Below are 21,155 nucleotides of genomic sequence, written 5' to 3'. Positions count from 1 at the left end.
GATTTACACAAAACGCGCACAAATGCGCATCCTGAGCGCATTAAGCCAATTTTTCTTTCACGCGAGGGCCAACAGCACCAAAGTCAATCTGGCCCGTGTACTTGCTTTTCAAAGCGCCCATCACTTTGCCCATATCGCGGATCGACTCGGCACCGGAGGCGGAAATCGCATCATCGATGGCTTTTGAAACCTCATCGTCACCCAATTGGCGTGGCAAGAAATCACCGATCACGATGATCTCAGCGCGTTCTTTTTCGGCCATTTCGACACGTCCACCTTCGTCAAAAGCACGGGCGCTTTCTTTGCGCTGTTTGACCATTTTCTCAAGAATTCCAAGGACATCTGCATCAGATACCCCTGCATCATTGCCTTCGCCGCGCAGCGCAATATCGCGATCTTTGATCGCAGCGCTAATCAACCGCAATGTTGACAGGCGTGCTGCGTCTTTTTCTTTCATAGCCGTCTTTAAAGCCGTGCTAAGTCGCGTTCTCATATCCATTGGTGTCTCATCCCCTGAGCCATTGCAAGTCCTCACCCTACCCAAAAAATCGGCATTTAACAACATCTTAACTTTCAGCGTAAGTTATTGAAAAGTATAGATAACAGAAACTTTGCGCAAAATCGCAACACGCGCTTGACGCCCCCCGTCGCTTTCCTTAGTTTCCCGACAATTTTGGGCCTTTTAAGGGGAGTCGTGCCATGACCACCGTACACTCAACTGCGAAACCGACAGCATGCTTGGCGCTTGCGGACGGCACTATTTTCTACGGCAAAGGGTTTGGGGCCACGGGCACCACCACTGCCGAGTTGTGCTTCAACACAGCCATGACTGGCTATCAAGAGATTATGACAGACCCGTCCTATGCGGGGCAAGTCGTGACCTTTACGTTTCCGCATATCGGCAACACCGGTGTGAACGCCGAAGATGACGAAACAGCCGATCCAGTCGCGGCTGGCATGGTGGTCAAATGGGATCCCACAGATCCATCGAATTGGCGTACGGAAAACGAGCTAAGCCCATGGTTATCTGCGCGTGGACGTATCGGCATGGGGGGCATCGACACCCGCCGCCTGACCCGCGCGATCCGCCAACAAGGTGCCCCGCATGTCGCGATGTCCCATGATCCCGAAGGCAACTTTGACATCGCAGCCTTGGTACAAATGGCACGTAATTTCAAAGGGCTCGAGGGCACAGATTTGGCCAAAGACGTCACCTGCACACAATCCTATGTCTGGGACGAAATGCGGTGGGCTTGGCCTGACGGCTTCCCCAAACGCGAGATCAAAGGCTTTAAAGTCGTTGCCATCGATTTTGGCGCCAAACGCAACATCCTGCGTTGCCTCGCCTCTGCGGGCTGCGATGTCACGGTTTTGCCAGCGTCAGCCTCGGCAGAAGAAGTGCTCGCGCACGCACCAGACGGCGTTTTCTTGTCCAATGGCCCAGGTGACCCCGCAGCAACCGGTGAATATGCCGTGCCGATGATCAAAGGCGTTTTGGCCGCAGACCTGCCTGTGTTTGGCATCTGTCTTGGTCACCAAATGCTTGCTTTGGCACTTGGGGCAAAAACCATCAAGATGAACCACGGTCACCACGGCGCCAACCACCCTGTGAAAGACAAAGACACTGGCAAGGTTGAAATCACTTCGATGAACCATGGTTTTGCTGTGGATGCCCAATCTTTGCCTGCAGGTGTGGTTGAAACCCATGTGTCTTTGTTTGACGGGTCCAACTGTGGGATCAAGGTTTCTGGGAAACCTGTGTTTTCAGTGCAATACCACCCAGAGGCCTCTCCAGGTCCAATGGACAGCTACTACCTGTTCGAGCGCTTCGCTGAGGCGATGAAAATCCGCGCGACAGCCTAAATGGTTGATGTTTTTTCGACAAAGCCGGCTCCTTGGGGCGGCTTTGTCATAAAACGCGCTAAAATTGCCAGCGTCTCTCGCGACTTGGGAAACATATCCTCGCCAAATTTGATTAATAATTAACGGCCCATTAACCATCTCGCGCCATTCTGCCAAAGGGGCAAGATCCTTTGCTCGGACTGGGATCTTTTGTGGACATGGCGCAGCTTCGGCACGGTACATTTAAAACTTCCGCTTTGGAGCATCCGCATTCCCAAAGTGCTGAGCTCTCAAATGATGCGCGCCACCAGCCTTTATTATCCGCGCGCGCAGACGAAACAGCAACAGTCTGCCCCCCGAACAAAACGCCAATCGGACAGATGCTTGTCGATATCGGCGCGCTAACCCCGCAAGATTTGGTGCGCGCCACAGCGATGCGCCAACGTCATGACGCACGAATCGGCGATATTTTGTTGGCACATGGCATGGTCGATGAAGCGATTTTGTACAGCGCCTTGGCCAAGCAATACGGCGCAGAAGTTGCGAATTTTGACACCCATGTCGCAGATGTGCGCCTGATTGACGCCTTTGGGGCCGATGAGTGCCTGCGCAAAGGGCTTTTGCCTTGGCGTCGCGCGGGCTCAACTGTGCTGATCGCGTCTTGCCGCCCAGAACAGTTTGAAGAGATGCGCGCCCGTCTGACGGCGTTGTTTGGGCCTGTGCGCATGGCGGTCGTATCAGAAACGGCAATGCATGAGGCCTTGTTGCAATCTCGTCAGCGCAGGCTGGCAAAGGCCGCGGAAACACGTGTTGCAGCACATGAAAGTTGTCGCGAGCTCGATATTGCCCGCCTCACACGCGTGATGTCGGCCATCGGGTTCGCTGCTATTGCCGCAACAATCGCCTTTCCACATGCAATGTTTTTAGCGTTGGTGTGTTGGGCTATTTTGGTGCTTGTCATTACGTCTGTCTTAAAACTCGCAGCGGCTTTCGCACAGGCGCGTGTGTCGCAAAAGCGCCAATCCACCTTTAGCACGGGTCGACGTACAAAAAAGTTACCCACCGTTTCAGTGATGGTGCCGCTGTTTCATGAGCGCGAAATTGCAGGTCGATTGGTCAAACGGCTGTCCAAGCTGACCTATCCGCGTGAGCTTTTGGACATTTGCCTTGTGGTTGAGGAAGACGACACCATCACACAAGAGGCCGTTTCTCGCACTGAATTACCCCGTTGGATGCGGATGATTGTTGTACCCCGAGGTGGGGTCAAGACCAAACCACGGGCGTTGAATTTCGCACTCGACTTTTGCCGTGGGTCAATCATCGGAATTTACGATGCAGAAGATGCGCCTGAGCCGGACCAAATCCATAAGGTGGCGCATCATTTCGCGCAAGCTGCCCCTGATGTGGCTTGCGTGCAAGGCATTTTGGATTTCTATAATTCACGTACAAATTGGCTCGCGCGCTGTTTTACGGTGGAATACGCCTCTTGGTTTCGCATCATTTTGCCAGGGTATGAACGCCTTGGGCTGGTCGTGCCTTTGGGCGGCACAACGTTGTTTTTCCGCCGCGAAGCTATTGAAAAGCTTGGTGGTTGGGATGCACACAATGTGACTGAAGATGCCGATTTAGGCATTCGATTGGCCCGCCATGGCTATCGCACCGAACTTATTCGCACCGTCACCGATGAAGAGGCAAATTGCCGGCTGTGGCCATGGGTCAAACAGCGATCGCGCTGGCTTAAGGGCTATGCGATGACTTGGGCGATGCATATGCGCAATCCGCGCAAGCTTTTGGCGGATTTGGGGTGGTGGAAATTCTTTGGCGTACAGGTTCTGTTTTTCGGGGCTTTGTCCAATTTCGTACTGGCCCCGCTGCTGTGGTCATTTTGGTCGATGCCCCTCGGCCTGCACCATCCGTTACAAGACGTCGTCCCCAATGAGACATTTTGGGCATTGGGCACTTTGTTTTTGATGTCAGAAGTGATCACCGTCGCAATCGGCATGTTGGCCACATCGACCCCCAAGCATAAAGGCCTTTGGAAATGGGTGCCGACGCTGCATTTCTATTACCCGTTGGGCACGCTTGCCGCCATCAAAGGGTTGTGGGAAGTGCTCACGCGTCCATATTACTGGGACAAGACCGCACATGGTTTGCATGACATGATTGCAGGTCAAGAGGAGTTGGAGTTGGAGTTGGACTATACGAGGCCAGCCCCCGAACAAAAGTCGATGGGCATTATTCCAGAATCCTCACATTCTACGCAGGGTATAGACCGCGTGCGCCTCATCAGCGGACCATTGGGTTTTTCTGGTCTTGTCGTGAAGCAAAGCTCGAAGGACATGCCAATTACACCACCAGTGCAAAGTGCTATGCCTTTGATTTTGGGGCCAGGCACACGGGTTGCGACAGGGAATATACCCTATAAACTAGAGCAAGCCAATCGTATCGATTTACCAATTTTGAAACGTGCGTCGGGGTTTTCAGAGGCGCATGCAGATTTCACATTCGCGCCTGTGGCAGCACCACGAAAGCGACGCCTGACTTTTGGACTGGACTTGGCCTATGATGCAAAAGACATCGTGCCGGTTTCTGTGAAAGACGATGCCGACTTTGCAGGTTCGGCTATTGATATGTCACGCATGCGTCCAGCCCCAAAACGACCTGACATCGCCTTGTCGAAGCAAGAAGATCAGATCACTGGCGGTCCGAATAACATGCCAAAATTACTTCAAAATCCTGCGCAACCTATTGCCGACAACGCCCAAATGGATCCTGAATTGGCACATACGGCCGTGTTTTCCAACAGTCCTGATTGGCTGCCCATCTCGCCACGCCAAAAACATCGCCGCTTAAAAAGCATTGTAAGCGGCCTAAACCCTAACCGTAAATAGAGGGCTTAACGCTCTGTTTCTGCGTCAATTTTAAGGCGTGTCACAAAGGCTTTGGAAATATGATTACTGAGTGCCGCGTGTGCGGCATTGCCATCGCCAGCTTCAATAGCAGACACAATTTCATCGTGTTCATCGATGGCTTCGGCCCCGCGACCTTCGACGGCCAAAGATGTTGTCGCCAAAAGCGCCATCGAGCGATGCACCAAATCCAGTTGCTTCACCAAATACCGGTTGTGTGACGCCAAATGAATTTGCTTGTGAAACCGCCTGTTCGCCTTTGACAACGCATCGGGGTCATCGACCAAGGCTCGGTCTTCATCGACCATATCACGCAGCACACGGATTTCTTCGGGTGTGGCATGACGCGCAGCCAATCGTGCGGCCAAACCTTCAAGTTCAGTGCGCACCACATAAAGATCCGCCATTTGGTTGTGATCCAAGGACGCAACAATCAAAGACCGCCCATCGCGGGTCAGCATAGATTGGGTTTCCAACCGCTGCAGCGCCTCACGAATGGGCGTGCGCGAGACACCAAAGCGTTCTGCAAGCTCACTTTCGACGAGGCGATCACCGGGGCGATAAATGCCAATATCGATCGCCTCCAAGATCAAACTATAGGCGTCTTTTTGTCCGGCGGTCTGTCCAGACAATTGGCCTGAAGCGTGATCTTTACGTGCGTCTTTCATCAGCTTCCCTCTTACCGTGCGAGGCTGTACCATAAACAGGCCCTTTGTGCGGGTTCAAGCTTTAACAGACCATCAGGGGCTTGTTTGATCCAAAGCGCGGCCCTAACAAGGTGACATGGTGCAAAAACAATTCTCTCATGTGCGTACGTGGATCTTTGATCTCGACAACACGCTTTATCCGCCTGCAACCTCTTTGTTTCCGCAAATTGAGATCAAGATGACGTCGTATATGATGAACACGCTTGGCGTCTCACACGCTGAAGCGAGCGCTCTGCGCACCACCTATTGGCGTGAGCATGGCACCACACTGGCGGGACTGATGAAGCTGCACGGCGTACAGCCCTATCCCTACTTGGAAGATGTGCACGACATCGACTTCACGGTGCTCGCCCCTGCCCCTGAGCTGCGCAAAGCGATTGAGACACTCCCGGGACGAAAGATCATCTTCACAAACGGCACAGCGCCTTATGCAGGCGATGTGCTAGAAGCACGTGGGCTGTCTGGTTTATTCGATGCCACCTACGGCGTAGAGCACGCAAACTTTGAGCCAAAGCCCAAGGCTGACGCCTATGCGCGTATCATTGAGCAAGACGGACTTGATCCAACCAAAGCCGCGATGTTTGAAGATGACCCACGTAACCTAGAAGTGCCGCACGCCTTGGGGATGAAAACCGTACACGTCGCCCCCCAAGATGAGATCACGGATCGTGACTACATTCACCACCATACGGATGATCTGACTGGTTTTTTAGTTAGAGTTCAATAAAGGGTGATCATATAGCATGCAGGGTAAGCTTGGCAGCCTTTTTGCGTACTAGATATCTGTAAAGGCGGGGGACGGCGCTTAAGAGAAAACGCGCATCTCAGAGCACGATTGATCCATCCCACAAATTGTAATGTCTGAACCCTAATTTCTAAGCTCCAGACATTACTTTAGACATATCAGATCTGTAAACTTGAGCTTCACAGACTATGATGGCTTAGGGTTATTCACCATCCCAAGCCGTGCTGGTTGCAGCTTCCATGAGACGCTGGCGATTTTCATCACTGGCTGGCGGCTCGGACTCCCCAAAGATTGCCGCAATCCAGTGGCCGTCAGTTGGGTTCGGGAACAAAATGTACTCGCTGCCGTATTTGTCTTTATCTTCTTCCATCGCAGCGATGCGGCCAGAAACGTCACCTTTTATATAATACTTTCTACGAAAGTCGTTCAGGCTGTCCCCTAGGAAGGCAACCACATCGTAGTCCTGTAGGATTTCATCTTGGCGTGTTTCTTTATTTGACGTATCGGTCAAAACGGTCAGATTTGCGTCATCAGACAAGGGAAAGCCCATCGCAAGGATGTTTTCTTTGGCAAACTGCCATGTTGGCTCACCTTGGTTACGCGATGTGACGTAGAAAATTTCCACACCGTTGGCCGCAGCAAAATCCAAGAATTCTTTCGAACCCGGTGTTGGCACCATACCATTCGTCGGAATCCAGCTATCCCAAAGCGGATCGTTGAAAAACTCTTCATCGTCTTGAATCAGGCGTCCCCAGTACTCAAGCGGATGCACAAGCGTATCGTCGAGATCCGATACAATTGCGAGAGGCTTATCGCCCTCTTTTTGGTTTTCAAGCGCTGCTTCTAAATGCATTTTCGCAATGTTGAAGCCTTGATGATATAAAGCGCGATACTCTGCGGCTGTCTGCTTCCAAGCAACGGCATATCCAAGTGAGTTGTGTTGCGGCAGCTCCTGCGCAAATGCACTGGTGGCCAAAAGCGCGACTGCGGCGATAGTTCCGCAAAGTTGATATCTAGACATGATCTTCTCCTAAGGGGCAAAAGGGGCAAAAATTCAGTACTCACGCATCCGCCATGAGCCTTGAACGTAACGAGCGCAAAACAATCAGATCAATTGAGCCTAAAATTCGCTTAGGTTTGAAATAAATTCATGATGACACAGCGCGCTACACCGCGATTGAGACAGCTTGCCGCTTGGACAGTCCCAACGTGGTCGTCTATAGCTCACTCCCACAGCTAGCCGCACATATTCAAGACGTGAGACCCCATCATGCCCGCACAGATCAAAGCCGCCGCCACATCCCGCCAAAAGGTTGACGTTCTGATCTCAGGCGGCGGCATCGCAGGCATGATTGCGGCGGCTGCGTTTGGCGCTGCTGGATTTAAGACTTTGATGGTTGACCCCACGCCCCCCGTGACTGTGGCCGATGAGGCTTCTAGCGATTTGCGGTCCACGGCCTTTCTGCGCCCAGCCCGCGATCTGTTCAAAAAGATCGGTATTTGGGACGCGCTTGCGCCACACGCGACGCCCCTTGAAGGGCTGCGCATTGTCGACACGGTGGATTGCGCAGACGGGCCAGTGCTGCGCAATGAGCGTCAATTTGAAGGGCGCGAAACTGCCGACGAGCCCTTCGGGTGGAATTTTCTAAACTGGCACATGCGGCGCGAATTGATGCGTATTTTGCCAAGCATCCCCCAAACCGAAGTGCGCTATGGGGTTGGGTTTAAATCCATGCTGACCCGCACGGGATCTGCCATTGTCACTTTGACGGATGGCACGGATGGCCATGTGATCGAGGCGAAACTGGTTATAGCCGCAGATGGGCGCGAGTCTGCTGTGCGCGCAGCCGCCGGGATCGGCGTGTCCACCACGCGTTACGGGCAAAAATCGCTGGCCTTTACAGCCCTCCACGACCTGCCCCACGGCAATCTGTCGACTGAAATTTACCGCGACGGCGGCCCCTTCACCATGGTGCCCCTGGCGGATATCGACGGCAGGCCAGCTTCCGCTATCGTTTGGATGAACAAAGGCCCCAAAGCCATGGCGCTTTTGAACATGGACATTGCAGCCTTTAACGCAGAGATGACAGATCGGTCTGCGGGGCTTTATGGCAATTTAGAGCTTGCCTCGCAGCGCGGGGTCTTTCCCATCATCACCCAAGTGGCGGATCGCTTGTCCGCGCAGCGTGTGGCGATCATCGCAGAGGCTGCGCATGTGCTGCCCCCCATCGGTGCGCAGGGCTTGAACACATCGCTGAATGATTTGGCCGAGCTTTTGACGCTTTGCGAGACCAATGGCAGCGATATAGGTGGTGCCGCGATGCTTGACGCCTACGCACGCACTCGACACCGCGACATCACAGCGCGCGCGCGCATCGTGGATCTGTTCAATCGTGTGGTCCAATCAGAGGACAGTCTTTTACAGTCAGTGCGATTGCTAGGCCTTAAAGCCGTTCACGACATCAAACCTGTGCGAATGGGTGTCATGCGCGCAGGCCTAGGGCCGCTTTAGATCAAGCGCCCTATCGAGCCACACGCATAGAATGCAAAAAACCAAGCGTATCCACACAAAGCGGCCCCAGTTTGCACAAAAGCCACGCTTTATCCATGACATGCTGCAGGATCAGTGTACGCCTAGACAGATTAACACTTTTTGCCTTACGTTAACCTTTAGACGCGTGGTGCTGCGCAAAATGGTCTCGTTAGAAGACCTGTACCCCACAGATAAGCGTCGCTTGAGGCAGCGGGCACAAACGCCCTACAACATACGGGGCGCGCAGAATACATGCCAACCGAAACACTAATTGTAATGGGCTCGTCCATTGTCAATAATCCGATAGGTCCGGTTTATGACAATTGTGGTAACGCAAACGACTATGTCATTGTGCAGGGCGGCGAACAAATTTTTGCCCCTGATGCCATCGTCGTTTTCACCGTCGATGATATATCAAACCGCGGCGAATTCTCGTCCAACAGTCAAATCTCTAGCATTGAGGTTTACGCCTCTGCAACAGACTATGTGAACGGCAATACGCAATATACCTATGAATTAGCGCAGACCAATGGTCCGCCGTCATGGAGCCATGGTCACGGCTGGGGTTGGGGAAACAACAGCAACGACAGCGGCCAATTGGTCAGCGGTACTGTGCGCGCCATGGGCGACACATATATCAACGTCGAGGCAAATGGGCTTGTGTCCAACGAACCCGGTGCGCCGGACTTGGATCAACTGTTCCTTGCCCCAGGCGTTGACCTGACAAATGCTGGCCATGATATCATCATGCAAGAGACCGACGTGGATTATAACCGCGACGGTCACATCACCGGTGATGAACATGGCAATGATAGATATTCTATCGACAACAACATCTTTGCAGAAGAAGCCATCGCAGCTGCCGTGTGTCTGACTCGCGGCACCCTGATCGACACAGCTGATGGCCCCAAATACATCGAGGCTTTGAAAAAAGGCGACCTGATCAACACGCTCGACAACGGGCCACAAGCCATTCGCTGGATTGGCTCGCGCAACATGCCGGCGCAAGACGAGATGGCGCCAGTGCTGATCAAAGCCGGTGCCATGGGCAATGTGCGCGATCTCAAAGTATCGCAAAATCACCGAATGTTGGTGCGCGGGCCCCAAGCACAGATCTTGTTCGGCGAACGCGATGTCTTGGTCGCCGCTAAACATCTGCTCAACGACGACAAAATCCGCATCGTGAGCGGCGGTACTGTGGATTATTTCCACATGCTGTTTGACGCGCACCAGATCATTTTCGCCGAAAGCTGCCCAACCGAAAGCCTATTTCCGGGCCAAGAGGCGCTCGACACTGTGTCCGTTGAAGCGCGCACAGAGATTTTGACGATTTTTCCTGAGCTAGGCGGCGACACAAACACGGCACAACTGTCACGTTACGAGCTGAAATCATGGGAAGCCGAAGTCCTCAAACGCGCTGTATAACGCATATTACTGACACCAGCGGGCGGGCATAGGCCTTGCCCCCCGCCCTGCTCTATCTTAGAACGCGGATGAACCTGATTTACCGGAGCCCGCGTCATGCTTGACACCATTCAATACACAAGTCCGAAACCCAAAGTGATTGCGGGCGCGAAACACGACTGGGAACTGGTCATCGGTCTTGAAATTCACGCGCAGGTGCAAAGCAACGCCAAGCTGTTCTCTGGCGCCTCCACCCAGTTCGGCAACGAGCCAAATTCCAACGTGGCTTTTGTTGACAGCGCTATGCCGGGCATGCTGCCTGTGATCAACGAATACTGCGTGGAACAAGCTGTGCGCACGGGCCTTGGCCTGAAAGCCAAGATCAATCTATTTTCAGCATTTGATCGCAAGAACTACTTCTACCCCGATTTACCCCAAGGCTATCAGATTTCGCAGCTCTACCATCCCATCGTGGGCGAAGGCGAAGTCTTGGTCGATATGGAACCCGGTGTGGCACGTAAAGTGCGCATCGAGCGGATTCACTTGGAACAAGACGCAGGCAAATCCATTCACGACATGGACCCAACGATGTCTTTCGTTGACCTGAACCGCACCGGTGTGGCGTTGATGGAAATCGTGTCCTTCCCTGACATTCGTGGCCCCGAAGAAGCGGCTGCTTATGTTTTGAAACTGCGCCAAATTCTGCGTTACTTGGGCACTTGCGACGGCAACATGCAAAACGGATCTATGCGTGCGGATGTGAACGTCTCTGTGTGCCGTGTGGGCCAATACGAGAAATTCGCAGAAACCGGCGATTTCAGCCATCTCGGTACGCGTTGCGAGCTGAAAAACATGAACTCCACCCGTTTCATCCAAATGGCCATCGACGTAGAAGCACGTCGTCAAATCGCCATCATCGAAGACGGCGGCGAGATCAAGCAAGAGACGCGCCTGTATGACGCAGACAAGAACGAGACCCGTTCGATGCGCTCTAAAGAAGAAGCACATGATTACCGATACTTCCCCGATCCTGATCTGTTGCCTTTGGAAATCGAACAGGCTTGGGTCGATGATATCAAAGCCAGCTTGCCTGAATTGCCAGACGAGAAAAAAGCCCGCTTTGTCACGGCCTTTGGCCTGTCAGAATATGACGCATCCGTTTTGACTGCTGACACCGCCAACGCCGCGTATTTCGAACGCGTGGCCGAAAGCACAGACGGCAAGTTGGCCGCCAACTGGGTGATCAACGAATTGTTTGGGCGTTTGAAAAAAGACGACAAAGACATCGTCGACAGCCCTGTGTCAGCCGAACAACTCGGCGGCGTGGTCAAATTGATCAAATCCGGCGACATCTCTGGCAAGATCGCCAAGGACCTGTTCGAAATCGTCTACGTTGAGGGCGGCGACCCCGCGCAGATCGTGGAAGACCGCGGCATGAAACAGGTCACAGACATGGGCGCGATTGAAGCGGCTGTGGACGAAGTGATCGCAGCCAATCCAGCGCAGGTCGAAAAAGCCAAGCAGAACCCCAAACTTGTTGGGTTCTTTGTCGGCCAAGTGATGAAAGCTTCAGGTGGCAAAGCCAACCCTGCAGCCGTGAACGAACTGGTTGTGAAAAAGCTTGGCCTTTAACCGGCGCTAAGCTTTAAAACCATGAGAATTGAAAAACGGGGCGCTCATTTGAGGCCCCGTTTTTTTGACATTTAATAGAAATTTGCAATCATTAGCAAAAACGCAAACCTTTTCATGCGATATACGGTCAATTAAGGTTTAAAAAAGCAAGCCAAGAACGGAGCCAACCATGTCAGCCTATGAGTACCGCGTTATCCCCGCCCCACGCCGAGGCGAAAAAGCCAAGGGAATCAAAACCCCAGAGGCACGTATGGCACAGGCCATGGAAACCCGCCTGAACGCTTTTGGTGAAGAAGGCTGGGAATATGTGCGCTCTGACGTTGTGCCTATGGAAGAACGTGCGGGGCTGACGTCAAAATCAGTAAGCTATCACACCGTGTTGGTTTTTCGCCGCGAAGCCGATTTCGGGATGTTCACCGAAGAGACCAAAGGCTTTGGCACCTTCGCCCAAGATGACGCCGACGCGCTGGCCGCCGCCGAAGAGGCCGAAGCCTTGGTTGACAAAGCCGCAGCACAGGCCGCAGTCGAGGCCGCAAGCAACGACAGCGACGATCAAGACGACGCACAGCGCGCCTAGACCGTTTCAGACATCCAAATCGAGTGCCAGCGCATGAATGCGCGGCACGACATCCCCAAGCGCCTTATGCACAGCGCGGTGACGCGCCACACGCGACAGCCCGTCAAAGACGTTTGAACGGATTACAACGTTGAAATGTGTCTCACTATCACCACCCGGATTGCCCGAATGTCCGGAATGTGAAGCACTGTCATCGACCACTTCCAGACGTGTTGGCGAAAAAGCGGCGTTCAATCGTGATTTCATGTCATCTGAGATCGACATTTAGGCTTTCTCCTCTTTCCAAATTCTCCATATCGTCTATGGTCTTTTGCCTGAGTCTAGAAGGTTAAACCACATGCAAAAAGACGATCCCTTTGGTTTCGATATGTCCGCAGCGAAGGACAAACAAAAGCGTCGCGGCGGGCGCCGCGGCATGTCAGGTGCGTTCGAGACCTCGAAAAGAGAGTGCGAACACGATGGGTGTAGTGAGGCGGGTCAATACCGCGCGCCGCGTTCGCCGGATCACTTGGATGAATTCAAATGGTTCTGCAAAGACCATGTTCGGGCCTATAACCTGAAATGGAATTTCTTCGACAATGCGACTCCAGAAGAAATGGATGAGCAACAAAAGGCATCTGAGACGGGTGAACGCCCAACCAAGCCTTTTGGTCGCAAAGTCACCAGTGAAGAACGCGCTTGGGCACGTCTTGGCGTGGATGATCCGCATCAAGTTTTGGGTGAAAACGCCACACAAAACCCCGGCAAAAGCGACCCCGGTGCCTCAACCCGCAAGTTGCCGCCCCTTGAGCGTCAAGCGATTGAGATTCTGGAAGTCAAAGATCACTGGACCAAGGCCGAGATCAAAAAGCAGTACCGCAGCTTGATCAAAGTCCTGCACCCAGACGTCAACGGCGGCGACCGGTCGCAAGAAGAACAATTGCAACAGGTTGTTTGGGCATGGGATCAGGTCAAAGAAAGCCGCTGGTTTAAGTAAGCCACGGGTTCACGCAAACCAGACGCATCAGATATTGAAAAAGGCCGCTCCATTTGGGGCGGCCTTTTTTGTATCGTTTTTGTATCGTTCTAAAACACGCAAAAAATCAATGATGCGCTTTTTCTTTTCCTGTCAACTTGGCGATCACCGGATCAATGACCTTGGCCACAACAGGAATAAGCAGCAGGCCTAAAATCAACCCAACAATCCCATCAAAGAACGCGGTGACAAACCATGTGACAAACCCTGTGGCAGTGCCGACCATATGAGCCGCAGCTTCGGCCATGTGATGGATGCTCTCATAGGGTTCATGCAGGCCAAATTCGTGCAGACCATGGATCACGATCGAGCCACCCACCCAAATCATCGCAGCTGTACCAATGATCAGCAGAGCCTTCATCAGATAGGGCATGAATTTCACGATCCCGTGGCCCAAAGCCCGTGTCACACGCAATCGCCCGACCCGCGCCAACCACAGTCCAACGTCATCCGCCTTTACGATCAGCGCCACAGCACCGTAAACAGCCACAGTGATGAAAATTCCCGCAAGGCCCAAGGCCCCCGCTTTGAACCAAATCGATCCCGTCGGATCAATGCCCGACAAAATAATCGTCATAATCTCAGCGGATAAAATGAAATCCGTTTTTACGGCGCCCGCGACTTTTGCCTCTTCTAGATGTACGGGATCACCCTCGCTGTCTGAATGTCCATCCGCGTAAATCGCATGAGGCTTGAACAGGTGATAGACCTTCTCTGCTCCTTCAAAACACAAATACCCCCCGCCCAGCATCAACAGTGGTGTGATCAGCCACGGCGCAAAAGTCGACAGCAGCAAGGCAGCGGGCAACAAAATAATCAGCTTATTTTTGATCGACCCCCAAGCGATCTTGCCAACGATGGGCAGCTCGCGCGCGGGCTGAAAGCCCTGCACATATTTTGGCGTCACGGCAGCGTCATCAATCACAGCGCCCGCAGCTTTGCTTGAGGCTTTAAGCGCCTGCGTCGCGATGTCATCTACATTGGCGGCCGCCACTTTGGCGATCCCTGCCACGTCATCCAATAGGGCCAACAAGCCACTCATATTTTCGTCCTCACGCTTTGGTTGCCTCATATGTAGAGGCGCTGGAGGTCAGAGGCAAATACTCGTCAGGATTCGACCATAAAAAAGGGCGTCCCGCAAAGGACGCCCCACATAACACGAGGGAGTGTTAAACGATCTAACAACTTACATTGCGGGCAACATCACAGCATCGATCACATGGATCACGCCGTTTGACTGTTTCACATCGGCGATGGTCACATTTGCAACAGTGCCGTTCTCATCTTCGAGCATCACGACGCCATCAACGTAAGACGCTTGCAATGTACAGCCGCCAAGCGTTGGCACTGGGTGCTTGCCACCATCATCTTCGATCATACCCAGAAGCGCCTCGGACATCACTTCTGCGCCAACAACGTGGCATGTCAGGATGGTGGTCAATTGGTCAATGTTCTCTGGCATCAACAGTGTTTCAACTGTGCCTTCAGGCAGCGCTGCGAAGGCTGAGTTTACTGGAGCAAATACTGTGAACGGGCCGTCTGAGGCCAATGTGTCAACAAGGCCAGCCGCTGTGACCGCCGCGACAAGCGTTGTGTGATCGGCAGAGTTTACAGCATTTTCAACGATGTTTTTGTCAGCAAACATTTCTGCGCCACCAACCATTGGGTTTTCACCGTGGTGATCGGCAAAGGCAGCGCCAGCGGTCAAAGCGATTGCAGTTGTAGCGGAAAGAAGTGTTTTTGCGAAAGTCATGGTGTTTCTCCGTTGGGTGTCAAAGTCCTCGTCCATTTTGGCGAGGTTACATTGGTTACGGAGCGCTGTTGGCATTGGACCACTCAAAAACATCACATAGTGGTCACGTTGATGTGCACGCAAAATATGATCCAACAGCCATCAAAGTACGTATGATGGCGTCCATCATTTTATAGAATGGCCCTATGCCAGCTCCCCCTTGCACCCACGCGCCGAAACGGGCAAGAAGGCACAAAGAGACAACAGCTATCAGAACAGGCCATACCATGGATGCGAATGCAAAACCTACCGAAGTGATTTCAGTCCGCGATGTTTTTGGCATCGACACCGATATGACCGTCAAAGGTTTTGCTGATCCGACTGACCGCGTGCCTGAGATCGATAGCACCTATAAGTTTGACCCAGACACCACGATGGCTATTTTGGCGGGATTTTCGCACAATCGCCGCGTGATGATCCAAGGGTATCACGGCACGGGTAAATCCACCCACATCGAACAGGTGGCGGCACGCCTCAAATGGCCGTCCGTGCGTGTGAACCTTGATAGCCATATTTCGCGTATCGATTTGATCGGCAAAGACGCGATCAAATTGCGTGACGGCAAACAGGTCACTGAATTCCATGAGGGCATCCTGCCTTGGGCCTTGCGCAACCCTGTTGCAATCGTGTTCGACGAATATGACGCGGGCCGCGCAGATGTGATGTTCGTGATCCAACGGATTTTGGAAACGGACGGCAAATTGACGTTGCTTGACCAAAACGAAATCATCACGCCGAACCCTTATTTCCGTCTGTTTGCGACAGCAAACACTGTGGGTCTTGGTGACACAACTGGCCTGTACCACGGCACACAGCAAATTAACCAAGCGCAAATGGACCGCTGGTCTTTGGTCGCGACGCTCAACTACCTGAGCCACGATGCAGAAACCAACATCGTTCTGTCCAAAAGCCCGCATTACAACACCGAAAAAGGTCGCAAACAAATCAGCCAGATGGTGACGACGGCTGCGCTGACACGCACAGCCTTTATGAACGGTGATCTGTCCACCGTGATGTCGCCGCGCACCGTGATCACTTGGGCGCAAAACGCCGAGATTTTCCGCGATGTTGGCTATGCCTTCCGCCTCACATTCCTCAATAAATGTGACGAGCTAGAGCGCCAAACAGTGGCCGAAATCTACCAGCGCTGCTTTGACGAAGAGCTGCCTGAATCAGCGGTCAGCATGACAATGTAAGCCACATGGCCACGGCTATGACAGCTTAGACGAGACAACGAGGGGTGCATTTTGCGCCCCTCTTTTTTTATTAAGCACGTTATATAAATAGAAAAAAGTTCCATAGACCTGCCAATTAAGCCGATTGAAATGATTTTGAGTCACATTTTAATCTATGGGCAGACTTAATCTATGGGCAGACTGACACATAAACTGGCAGCGGCAGCTTTTGCATGCCTCTTGGCCACGACACCGCACCCCTTGCGTGCGGCGCAGCCCATTGATCTTGTCTCTGAATTTGCACAATGCGCTGGACGCCTATCCGCACAAATGGAACACCAGTGGTTGATCTCGGATTCGAAGGCAGATCACACCAAACAACACCGCGCCGTTATGATAGAACTGCTTGAGGCTGTGACCGATCCCGCTGCGGCAAAGCAAACGCGCCACCTGCGTATCATGACCAAACAGGCCCATGCGCAGCTGCTGACTCAATCCATTTTTTCACAAAATGATGGGCATAAAGCCTATGCGCACAGTCGAGCACAGCACCTGATCGCGCGTTGTATGGACTTTTTATTAAGCTAGCAGCAGGTTGAGCCAAACCACCATCAAATTTGCACCCGCGCCACCGTCTCTTTCCCTTGCCCGTCGCCGCGCACAGTGATTTAACACGGAGCATGATAAAGCCCAGCGACAACCCCGCAGATCCGTTCAAAAAGGCCCTTGCTGAGGCCACAAAAGTGTTGGCCAATGATTCCGATCTAACCGTCACCTATTCCATGGACCCATCAGGGTTGACGCCTGATACAGTGCGTCTGCCGCAAATCTCGCGCCGGATGACCAGCGAAGAGGTGTTGATCGCCCGAGGCACAGCCGATGCATTGGCTTTGCGTCACAAGTTTCACAACGACAAAACGTTTAGCCGCTACGCGCCTCAGGGGCAAATGGCGTTTGATATTTATGACGCGTTGGAAACCGCACGGGTTGAAGCTGTTGGCGCACGCCATATGCCTGGCACCAGCAAAAACATCGATGCGAAAATCGGCAATGATGCGATGCGTCGGGGCTATGATGGGGTGAAATCCACCGAAGATGCGCCGCTCGCGCAAGCCATGGGCTATTACATGCGCCACCTGACCACCGGGCGCGACCTGCCTGCGGGCGCGCAAAACGTCATGGAGATTTGGCGCAATTTTATCGAGGCACAAACGGCTGGCACGTTTGATGATCTCGACAGTTTCTTGGATGACCAGCGTGCTTTTGCCCGCCTTGCGCGTCGCCTGATAGAAGACCTCGGCTACGGCGATCAACTGGGTGACAACCCTGATGATTTGGATTCTGACGAAGACCAAAACGCTGAAAACGACGAAGACCAAGACGACGTCGAATCCGAGGGCGACGATCAAGAGCAAGAAGACGATCAAGACGCGGCACCTGAAAGCGCGCAAGAGGAACAGCAAGACGCTTCTGAGGCCACTGTGTCGTCCGACGACATGGCGCAAGAAGAATACGCCGACGAGATGGACATGCCCAATGAGGAGGCCGAAGCCGAGCCGCCCCAATCGGCCCCAGTTTCAGACGCCGATCCAAATTACCAAGTCTTTTCAACCAAGTATGACGAAGAAATCGCAGCCGAAGATTTGGCGGAACCAGCCGAATTGGAACGCCTGCGTGCCTATTTGGATCAACAGCTTGAGCCTTTAAAGGGTGCGGTTTCGCGCTTGGCAAACAAATTACAACGCCGCTTACAAGCCCAACAAAACCGCTCGTGGGAGTTTGATTTAGAGGAAGGCACATTGGACGCAGGTCGCCTTGCGCGCGTCATCGCCAACCCCACCACGCCATTGTCTTTCAAGAACGAAAAAGACACCGAGTTCCGCGACACAGTCGTAACCATTTTGCTGGACAACTCTGGCTCCATGCGCGGTCGCCCGATCTCGATCGCAGCGATCTGTGCCGATGTTTTGTCGCGCACGCTGGAACGCTGCTCGGTCAAGGTCGAAGTGCTCGGTTTTACCACCCGCGCGTGGAAAGGCGGGCAAAGTCGTGAAGAATGGCTGGGTCAAGGCCGCCCGCAAATGCCTGGTCGCTTAAACGACCTGCGCCACATCATTTACAAAAATGCCGACGCCCCTATGCGCCGCACACGCGCCAATCTGGGCCTCATGATGAAAGAAGGCCTGTTGAAGGAAAACATCGATGGAGAGGCGCTTGAATGGGCGCATCGCCGGATGATGGCACGCCCTGAGGCGCGTAAAGTTTTGATGGTGATCTCTGATGGTGCGCCTGTGGATGACAGCACTTTGTCAGTGAACCCCGCGAACTATTTGGAAAAACACCTGCGCGATGTGATTGAATTGGTTGAAAAACGCAAACAAGTCGAACTTATTGCCGTGGGCATCGGGCATGACGTGACCCGCTATTACGAACGCGCTGTGACCATCACAGACGTGGACCAACTGGCCGGTGCGATGACCGAACAATTGGCGTCTTTGTTTGACACAGATCCCCGCGCTCGCGCCCGTTTTTCCGGCATTCGCAAAGCCATGTGAGTGATCCGCTCTTTGGATGATCCGAAAAATAGGTGAACGAGGCCAACGCCCTAAGGCCCCCTACGGCAAGGATATATAAGATGTTCCAAAACTTTGATGTCACAAGCAGCCCTGAGCAAGCCGCGCCTCGTGTCACAGCCCTGCGCGTCGCAATGGCCGATGCCGGCTTGGACGCTTTTATCGTGCCGCGCGCAGATGCGCACCAAGGCGAATATGTCGCCCCATGCGATGATCGTCTCGCGTGGCTGACTGGTTTCACTGGGTCGGCTGGTTTTTGTGTGGTCGCTCGCAATGCCGCCGCCATGTTCACCGATGGACGTTATACCGTGCAGGTCCGCGCGCAATGTGACCCAGATATTTTCGATTACGTTGATTGGCCCGCCACGTCACTTGGCACATGGATTGCCAAACGCGATGCTGAAATCATCGGGTTTGATCCCTGGCTGCACACCGAACAAGACATCATCGCACTGCGCACCGCGCTTGAGGCCAGCGGCAAAACTGTTGTGGCCACCAGCAATGTGATCGACAAAATCTGGACAGACCGCCCTGCGCGCCCCAATGCGCCGGTGATATCACTGCCGATTGAGCTGACGGGGCGATCCTCGGAAGACAAATTCGCGATGATGATCGAGACTTTGAAAGCTGCGGGTGCAGATACAGTTGTCTTCACCCTGCCCGATAGCTTGTCGTGGTTGCTCAACATTCGTGGGGCCGATGTCGCGCATAATCCCGTGGTGCAAGCCTTTGCCATGCTGAATGTCGACGGAAAAATGCACCTGTTTGATGAGGTGTCGAAATACGACAGCCTTGGCCCCGATCCCCGCATCACAATCGCGCCCCGCTCGGAATTTCAAACCTATCTCAAAACCCTTGAGGGCACTGTTTTGATCGATCCGGCGTCTGCGCCCTATGCCTTACGCAGCTTGATCGAGGACGCAGGGGCCACGATTGTCACCGGCGAAGACCCTTGCATCATGCCGAAAGCCTGTAAAACCGAGGCTGAAATTGCAGGATCGCGCGCGGCGCATTTGCGTGATGGTGCGGCTATGGTCGAATTTTTGGCGTGGCTTGACGCACAAGATCCAAGATCGCAAAGCGAGATTTCAGCAGCCACAGCGCTGGAAGGGTTCCGCGCGGCCACCAACCAGCTCAAAGACATCTCATTTGAGACCATCAGTGGCTCTGGGCCAAATGGTGCTATAGTCCATTACCGCGTGAATACGGCGACGGATCGTCCGCTGTCAGAAAGCGAAATTTTATTGATCGACAGTGGCGGGCAATATGTCGACGGCACCACGGATATCACCCGCACTGTGTCGCTGGGCCATCCAAGAGCAGAAGAACGCGCGTCTTTTACGGCTGTGTTACAAGGCATGATCGCGATCTCAACCGCGCGGTTCCCGCGTGGTGTCGCTGGTGCGCATTTGGATGCCCTCGCACGAGCGCCCCTTTGGCGTATGGGACGCGATTACGATCATGGCACAGGCCATGGCGTTGGCGCGTATCTGTCTGTGCACGAAGGCCCGCAGCGCATTTCTCGCGCCTCTCTTTTGGCACTTCAAGAAGGCATGATCCTATCTAACGAGCCGGGATATTATAAGGCCGGAGCATATGGCATTCGTATCGAAAACCTGATCGTAGTGCGCGAAGCTGGTGAGATTTCAGGCAGTGATGCCCGCGACATGTTGGAATTCGAAACCTTGACCTTTGTGCCGATTGACCGCGACATGATTAACGCCGATGAATTGGCGCCATGGGAGCGAGATTGGCTTGATGGGTATCACGCGCAGGTCTGGGATGCGATTTCTCCTCGTGTGAGCGACGTCGCACGCGAATGGTTGCAACAAGCCACAGCTGCGCTGTGACACATACCTGTTAAGGTTCACCTGTTAGAGTAATCAAAGTTTGAAAGAGGGGGCAGATAATGACTGACAATATCAACATTCGCGTAGCACCGGGAACTTGGGTTGTGCGCGCTGGCGGTGCCGTTTTGGGTGAAACAGATGCAGCCTTGGAAGTGACCGAGGCCGATTATCCACCCGTTATTTATTTCCCGCGCGACGCCCTTGCGATGGCGTTCTTAGACGCATCTAACACGACATCTACTTGCCCGCATAAAGGCGTAGCCTCATATTTTTCAATCCAAACTAAGTCTGTTTTGATTGAAGACGCTGCTTGGTCTTATGAAGATCCAAAAGCTGGACTTGAACAAATCAAAGGCTATTTGGCATTTTATCCTCAAAAAGCGGCAGTCGAGATGCTTTGA

General features: G+C 53.2%; 19 protein-coding genes. 13 read left to right on the top strand and 6 right to left on the bottom strand.

What is annotated here, in order from left to right; all coding sequences use genetic code 11:
- Positions 1 to 40: 40 nt before the first annotated feature.
- Positions 41 to 499 (bottom strand): GatB/YqeY domain-containing protein, encoded by a 459-nt coding sequence (locus tag WNY38_RS11105; protein ID WP_342857407.1) that lies wholly within the window; start codon positions 497 to 499, stop codon positions 41 to 43.
- A 200-nt stretch (positions 500 to 699) separates the two neighbouring features.
- Between WNY38_RS11105 and carA the strand changes: the two genes are divergently transcribed.
- Together carA and WNY38_RS11095 are read left to right on the top strand one after the other, a co-directional pair.
- Complete coding sequence (gene carA, locus WNY38_RS11100; protein ID WP_342857406.1) at positions 700 to 1,863, top strand: glutamine-hydrolyzing carbamoyl-phosphate synthase small subunit; 1,164 nt, start codon at positions 700 to 702, stop codon at positions 1,861 to 1,863.
- A gap of 197 nt (positions 1,864 to 2,060) precedes the next feature.
- Positions 2,061 to 4,733 carry a glycosyltransferase family 2 protein gene (locus tag WNY38_RS11095; RefSeq protein WP_342857405.1) on the top strand — a complete coding sequence of 891 codons (2,673 nt, stop codon included), beginning with the start codon at positions 2,061 to 2,063 and terminating at the stop codon, positions 4,731 to 4,733.
- Between the two features lie 5 nt (positions 4,734 to 4,738).
- Here the strand turns inward: WNY38_RS11095 and WNY38_RS11090 are convergent, their stop codons facing one another.
- On the bottom strand, positions 4,739 to 5,419 hold the full coding sequence (locus tag WNY38_RS11090) for a GntR family transcriptional regulator (RefSeq protein ID WP_342857404.1): 681 nt from the start codon (positions 5,417 to 5,419) through the stop codon (positions 4,739 to 4,741).
- A gap of 115 nt (positions 5,420 to 5,534) precedes the next feature.
- Between WNY38_RS11090 and WNY38_RS11085 the strand changes: the two genes are divergently transcribed.
- Positions 5,535 to 6,185 carry a pyrimidine 5'-nucleotidase gene (locus tag WNY38_RS11085; RefSeq protein WP_342857403.1) on the top strand — a complete coding sequence of 217 codons (651 nt, stop codon included), beginning with the start codon at positions 5,535 to 5,537 and terminating at the stop codon, positions 6,183 to 6,185.
- Positions 6,186 to 6,405: 220 nt separating this feature from the next.
- Here WNY38_RS11085 and WNY38_RS11080 read toward each other — a convergent pair whose 3' ends face one another.
- Positions 6,406 to 7,224 (bottom strand): HAD family acid phosphatase, encoded by an 819-nt coding sequence (locus WNY38_RS11080; protein WP_342857402.1) that lies wholly within the window; start codon positions 7,222 to 7,224, stop codon positions 6,406 to 6,408.
- 249 nt (positions 7,225 to 7,473) lie between these two features.
- Here WNY38_RS11080 and WNY38_RS11075 point away from each other — a divergent pair, with 249 nt between their 5' ends.
- The 4 genes from WNY38_RS11075 (at position 7,474) to WNY38_RS11060 (ending at position 12,349) form a co-directional block, all read left to right on the top strand.
- Positions 7,474 to 8,715, top strand: a complete 1,242-nt coding sequence (locus tag WNY38_RS11075; RefSeq protein ID WP_342857401.1) for an FAD-dependent monooxygenase — start codon at positions 7,474 to 7,476, stop codon at positions 8,713 to 8,715.
- Between the two features lie 273 nt (positions 8,716 to 8,988).
- Positions 8,989 to 10,161 carry a Hint domain-containing protein gene (locus WNY38_RS11070; RefSeq protein ID WP_342857400.1) on the top strand — a complete coding sequence of 391 codons (1,173 nt, stop codon included), beginning with the start codon at positions 8,989 to 8,991 and terminating at the stop codon, positions 10,159 to 10,161.
- Positions 10,162 to 10,257: 96 nt separating this feature from the next.
- The gene (gatB, locus tag WNY38_RS11065) at positions 10,258 to 11,772 is read left to right on the top strand and encodes an Asp-tRNA(Asn)/Glu-tRNA(Gln) amidotransferase subunit GatB (protein ID WP_342857399.1); all 1,515 of its coding nucleotides are present in this window, start codon (positions 10,258 to 10,260) and stop codon (positions 11,770 to 11,772) included.
- 169 nt (positions 11,773 to 11,941) lie between these two features.
- Positions 11,942 to 12,349 (top strand): DUF4177 domain-containing protein, encoded by a 408-nt coding sequence (locus WNY38_RS11060; RefSeq protein ID WP_342857398.1) that lies wholly within the window; start codon positions 11,942 to 11,944, stop codon positions 12,347 to 12,349.
- Between the two features lie 6 nt (positions 12,350 to 12,355).
- Here WNY38_RS11060 and WNY38_RS11055 read toward each other — a convergent pair whose 3' ends face one another.
- Entirely contained in the window at positions 12,356 to 12,613 is a 258-nt protein-coding gene (locus WNY38_RS11055) for a BolA family protein (RefSeq protein ID WP_342857397.1), read from the bottom strand.
- Between the two features lie 73 nt (positions 12,614 to 12,686).
- Here WNY38_RS11055 and WNY38_RS11050 point away from each other — a divergent pair, with 73 nt between their 5' ends.
- Entirely contained in the window at positions 12,687 to 13,325 is a 639-nt protein-coding gene (locus WNY38_RS11050) for a DnaJ domain-containing protein (protein WP_342857396.1), read from the top strand.
- Positions 13,326 to 13,431: 106 nt separating this feature from the next.
- On the opposite strand, the gene WNY38_RS11045 is transcribed toward WNY38_RS11050, so the two are convergent.
- Together WNY38_RS11045 and WNY38_RS11040 are read right to left on the bottom strand one after the other, a co-directional pair.
- Positions 13,432 to 14,406 carry a DUF808 domain-containing protein gene (locus WNY38_RS11045; RefSeq protein ID WP_342857395.1) on the bottom strand — a complete coding sequence of 325 codons (975 nt, stop codon included), beginning with the start codon at positions 14,404 to 14,406 and terminating at the stop codon, positions 13,432 to 13,434.
- Positions 14,407 to 14,550: 144 nt separating this feature from the next.
- Complete coding sequence (locus WNY38_RS11040; protein ID WP_342857394.1) at positions 14,551 to 15,117, bottom strand: fasciclin domain-containing protein; 567 nt, start codon at positions 15,115 to 15,117, stop codon at positions 14,551 to 14,553.
- Positions 15,118 to 15,383: 266 nt separating this feature from the next.
- On the opposite strand from WNY38_RS11040, the gene cobS reads away from it, so the two are divergent.
- From cobS to WNY38_RS11015, 5 genes are all read left to right on the top strand, one after another.
- Complete coding sequence (cobS, locus tag WNY38_RS11035; RefSeq protein ID WP_342857393.1) at positions 15,384 to 16,352, top strand: cobaltochelatase subunit CobS; 969 nt, start codon at positions 15,384 to 15,386, stop codon at positions 16,350 to 16,352.
- 171 nt (positions 16,353 to 16,523) lie between these two features.
- Positions 16,524 to 16,919, top strand: coding sequence for a hypothetical protein (locus WNY38_RS11030; protein ID WP_342857392.1), 396 nt, complete (start codon positions 16,524 to 16,526; stop codon positions 16,917 to 16,919).
- 92 nt (positions 16,920 to 17,011) lie between these two features.
- On the top strand, positions 17,012 to 18,886 hold the full coding sequence (cobT, locus tag WNY38_RS11025; RefSeq protein WP_342857391.1) for a cobaltochelatase subunit CobT: 1,875 nt from the start codon (positions 17,012 to 17,014) through the stop codon (positions 18,884 to 18,886).
- 80 nt (positions 18,887 to 18,966) lie between these two features.
- Positions 18,967 to 20,754, top strand: a complete 1,788-nt coding sequence (locus WNY38_RS11020) for an aminopeptidase P family protein (protein ID WP_342857390.1) — start codon at positions 18,967 to 18,969, stop codon at positions 20,752 to 20,754.
- Between the two features lie 59 nt (positions 20,755 to 20,813).
- Positions 20,814 to 21,155: a DUF427 domain-containing protein gene (locus WNY38_RS11015; RefSeq protein WP_342857389.1), complete on the top strand. Its 342-nt coding sequence runs from the start codon at positions 20,814 to 20,816 to the stop codon at positions 21,153 to 21,155.

This window comes from Pacificibacter sp. AS14 (assembly GCF_038899935.1).
Taxonomy (GTDB): Bacteria; Pseudomonadota; Alphaproteobacteria; order Rhodobacterales; family Rhodobacteraceae; genus Celeribacter.
This window is presented reverse-complemented; position numbering and strand designations above follow the sequence as displayed.

Bases quoted from the DNA above. Each gene is read 5' to 3' on its own strand.
- WNY38_RS11105 (WP_342857407.1), bottom strand. From the start codon at position 499: ATGGATATGAGAACGCGACTTAGCACGGCTTTAAAGACGGCTATGAAA.
- carA (WP_342857406.1), top strand. From the start codon at position 700: ATGACCACCGTACACTCAACTGCGAAACCGACAGCATGCTTGGCGCTT.
- WNY38_RS11095 (WP_342857405.1), top strand. From the start codon at position 2,061: ATGGCGCAGCTTCGGCACGGTACATTTAAAACTTCCGCTTTGGAGCAT.
- WNY38_RS11090 (WP_342857404.1), bottom strand. From the start codon at position 5,419: ATGAAAGACGCACGTAAAGATCACGCTTCAGGCCAATTGTCTGGACAG.
- WNY38_RS11085 (WP_342857403.1), top strand. From the start codon at position 5,535: ATGGTGCAAAAACAATTCTCTCATGTGCGTACGTGGATCTTTGATCTC.
- WNY38_RS11080 (WP_342857402.1), bottom strand. From the start codon at position 7,224: ATGTCTAGATATCAACTTTGCGGAACTATCGCCGCAGTCGCGCTTTTG.
- WNY38_RS11075 (WP_342857401.1), top strand. From the start codon at position 7,474: ATGCCCGCACAGATCAAAGCCGCCGCCACATCCCGCCAAAAGGTTGAC.
- WNY38_RS11070 (WP_342857400.1), top strand. From the start codon at position 8,989: ATGCCAACCGAAACACTAATTGTAATGGGCTCGTCCATTGTCAATAAT.
- gatB (WP_342857399.1), top strand. From the start codon at position 10,258: ATGCTTGACACCATTCAATACACAAGTCCGAAACCCAAAGTGATTGCG.
- WNY38_RS11060 (WP_342857398.1), top strand. From the start codon at position 11,942: ATGTCAGCCTATGAGTACCGCGTTATCCCCGCCCCACGCCGAGGCGAA.
- WNY38_RS11055 (WP_342857397.1), bottom strand. From the start codon at position 12,613: ATGTCGATCTCAGATGACATGAAATCACGATTGAACGCCGCTTTTTCG.
- WNY38_RS11050 (WP_342857396.1), top strand. From the start codon at position 12,687: ATGCAAAAAGACGATCCCTTTGGTTTCGATATGTCCGCAGCGAAGGAC.
- WNY38_RS11045 (WP_342857395.1), bottom strand. From the start codon at position 14,406: ATGAGTGGCTTGTTGGCCCTATTGGATGACGTGGCAGGGATCGCCAAA.
- WNY38_RS11040 (WP_342857394.1), bottom strand. From the start codon at position 15,117: ATGACTTTCGCAAAAACACTTCTTTCCGCTACAACTGCAATCGCTTTG.
- cobS (WP_342857393.1), top strand. From the start codon at position 15,384: ATGGATGCGAATGCAAAACCTACCGAAGTGATTTCAGTCCGCGATGTT.
- WNY38_RS11030 (WP_342857392.1), top strand. From the start codon at position 16,524: ATGGGCAGACTGACACATAAACTGGCAGCGGCAGCTTTTGCATGCCTC.
- cobT (WP_342857391.1), top strand. From the start codon at position 17,012: ATGATAAAGCCCAGCGACAACCCCGCAGATCCGTTCAAAAAGGCCCTT.
- WNY38_RS11020 (WP_342857390.1), top strand. From the start codon at position 18,967: ATGTTCCAAAACTTTGATGTCACAAGCAGCCCTGAGCAAGCCGCGCCT.
- WNY38_RS11015 (WP_342857389.1), top strand. From the start codon at position 20,814: ATGACTGACAATATCAACATTCGCGTAGCACCGGGAACTTGGGTTGTG.